Source organism: Streptomyces sp. E2N166, from assembly GCF_003671715.1.
In the GTDB taxonomy this organism is placed as follows: domain Bacteria; phylum Actinomycetota; class Actinomycetes; order Streptomycetales; family Streptomycetaceae; genus Streptomyces; species Streptomyces thinghirensis.
Window position 1 is genome coordinate 1407856 of sequence record NZ_RAIF01000032.1, and the last position, 2684, is coordinate 1410539.

Here is a 2684-nt window from a genome sequence, read left to right on the forward strand (position 1 = left end):
CACCGCGTCCGGCGGGTCGGCCGCGTCCGCACCGGTGGCCGGGGCGGTGGCCCGGTGACCGGCCCGGCGAACGCCGCCGAACCGGTGGGGGCGCGCCGCCTGCTGGTGATCGGGACGGGCTCGGTGACCGCCGCGCATCTCCCGTTCTGGGCGAGCTGGCTGAAGGCCGGCCACCCCGGGACGGAGGTCCGCTACGTACTGACCGGGGCGGCCACCAGGTTCGTCACCCGGGAGGCGCTGACCGCCATCGGCGGCTGCGACGTACTGACCGACCGGTGGCCCGACGAGCCGGAACCCAGGGCCCGGCACGTCGACCTCGCCCAGTGGCCCGACGCGGTCGTGGTGCTGCCGGCGACGTTGAACTACGTGGCCAGGCTGGCCACCGGACTGGGCGACTCGCCCTCCGTCCTCGCACTCCAGTGCACGCGGGCCGCGATCGCGCTGGCACCCGCGCTGCCACCCGGTGGCGCGGAGAGCGTGGCGTACGCGGACCACACCGCCAGACTCCGAGCGCGCCGGAACGTGGTCGTCGTACCACCGCATCCCGGCCGCAGTACGACCAGCGGGAAGCGCGAGGCGTGGGCGCCCGCGTCCTTCCCCGAAGTGCTGGCCGCGGCCGACGGCCTGCGGGCGGAACTGGAGACAGCCGATCTTGGCGGCCACCCCGGGTCCGACCAGGAACACGCACCCGCCTGACACCTCACGGAGGCAACCATGACCACGGAAACACCCCGGCAGGCCCGGCAGCGGCCGAACTCCGGGGACAGCAGCGCCTACGGGGAGTCGCTCGCGGACATCTACGACTCGCTCTACCCCACCTCCGGACCCGCCGTCGACTCCATGGTCGCCTTCCTCCAGGAGCTGCGCCCCGCCCCCGCCTCGCTGCTCGAACTGGGCGTCGGCACCGGCCGGCTGGCGATCCCGCTGGCCGCACACGGCTACCGGGTGCACGGCGTGGACGCGTCCCCCGCGATGCTGGCGAAACTCCACGAGAACGACACCACGGGTGAAGTCACCACCGCGGTGGGCGACTTCGCCGCGCTGGCCGTCGAGGAGCGGTACGACCTCGTCCTCACCGCGCTCAACACCTTCTTCATGCTGCCCACCCAGGAGCAGCAGATCGACTGCCTGCGCGGCATCCACGACGCGCTCGCGGACGGCGGGGCCGCGGTCTTCGAGACGTACAACCCGCAGACCTACCACCGGCTCACCGAGGCGACGACGAGGGTCGGACACCTGGCGCCGGACGCGCTGCTGCTCGACACGATCCAGGTGAACCAGGCGCTCCAGTCCGTACTGGTCGTCCACACGGTCATGGGCTCCGGCCGGCTGCGGAAGGTGCCCGAGGTCAGCCGGTACGCCTGGCCCGCCGAGTTCGACGTGATGGCCCGGCTCGCGGGACTGCGCGTGGTCGGCCGCTGGGCCGACTGGGACCGCAGTCCCGTCACGGACCAGGCGGAGAAGCATGTCTATGTGGTGGAGCGCCAAACCGTCTGACCAACTTGACGGGCCGTTGTGTTAACGCAATACTCCAGTCAGTTAACACATTGCATCGGGAGGTGTGTGACATGGCCGTGCCGGCGCTGGAGGTCGATGGCGTACGGAAGAGTTACGGCAGACGCCGGGCCGTGGACGACATGACCTTCGACATCCGCGCCGGTGAGTTGTTCGGCTTCGTGGGAAGCAACGGGGCCGGCAAGACCACCACGATGCGCATCGTCCTCGGAGTCCTCACGCCCGACGCGGGCGAGGTCCGGTGGCTCGGCCGTCCGGTCGGCTTCGCCGACCGCAGGCGGTTCGGTTACATGCCCGAGGAGCGCGGCCTCTATCCGCGTATGAAAGTCGCTGAACAACTGCGGTACCTCGGCGAGTTGCACGGCCTGTCGCAGGCCGCCGCGCGGGCGGCCGCGGGCCGGTGGATCGAGCGGCTGGAGCTGTCCTCCTACGCCTCACAGGAGGTCCAGAACCTCAGCCTCGGCAACCAGCAGCGAGTCCAGCTGGCCGCGGCGCTGGTCCACGGACCGAAGGCGCTGGTACTCGACGAACCGTTCTCCGGCCTCGATCCGGTGGCGGTGGACGTCATGCGCGACGTGCTCGCGGAGCGGGCGGCCGACGGGGTGCCCGTCATGTTCTCCAGCCATCAGCTGTCGCTCGTCGAGCGCGTCTGCGACCGGGTGGGCATCGTCGGCGGCGGCCGGCTCATCGCCTGCGGGACGGTCCGGGAGCTGAGCGAGAACGCCGACCGCCGGCTGCTGGTCGACGCCCCGCAGGCGGGCGAGAACTGGACCGAGGGCCTGCCGGGCGTGCAGGTCGTCAGCCGCGAGGGCACCCGTACGTGGCTCCGTCTGGCCAAGGGCGCGGACGATCAGCGGGTGCTGCACGCCGCGCTGGCCACCGGGCCGGTCTCCGCCTTCGTGTCCGAGCACCCGCCGCTGACCGAGCTGTACCGCGACCTGGTCACCAGGACGGGCGAGCCGGAGGAGGACGCCGAGGGGACGGCCGGCGCGGGCGCGGCGGCGGCCGTCGGACGGACGGCGGGCAACGGGGCCGGGGGCGGTGCGCGATGAGTACGGTGGCCCGAGCACCGGGCGGGGCCAACGGCCAGGACGCACCGGACGGCGAACGGGCCGGCGCCCCGGACCGGGACACCGCGGGACCGCGGCCCGGCCCCGGCGCGCTGCCGG

At 72.8% G+C, this 2684-nt stretch carries 3 protein-coding genes; all 3 read left to right on the forward strand.

The window, feature by feature from the left end; translation table 11 throughout:
- Positions 1 to 696: flavoprotein (locus tag EBH09_RS33270; RefSeq protein WP_345940966.1), on the forward strand; the 696-nt coding region annotated here is incomplete at its 5' end.
- Positions 697 to 714: 18 nt separating this feature from the next.
- Positions 715 to 1497, forward strand: coding sequence for a class I SAM-dependent methyltransferase (locus EBH09_RS33275; protein WP_121750538.1), 783 nt, complete (start codon positions 715 to 717; stop codon positions 1495 to 1497).
- A 71-nt stretch (positions 1498 to 1568) separates the two neighbouring features.
- Positions 1569 to 2567, forward strand: coding sequence for an ATP-binding cassette domain-containing protein (locus EBH09_RS33280; protein ID WP_121750539.1), 999 nt, complete (start codon positions 1569 to 1571; stop codon positions 2565 to 2567).
- Positions 2568 to 2684 lie beyond the last annotated feature (117 nt).

Bases quoted from the DNA above. Each gene is read 5' to 3' on its own strand.
- EBH09_RS33280 (WP_121750539.1), top strand. From the start codon at position 1,569: ATGGCCGTGCCGGCGCTGGAGGTCGATGGCGTACGGAAGAGTTACGGC.
- EBH09_RS33275 (WP_121750538.1), top strand. From the start codon at position 715: ATGACCACGGAAACACCCCGGCAGGCCCGGCAGCGGCCGAACTCCGGG.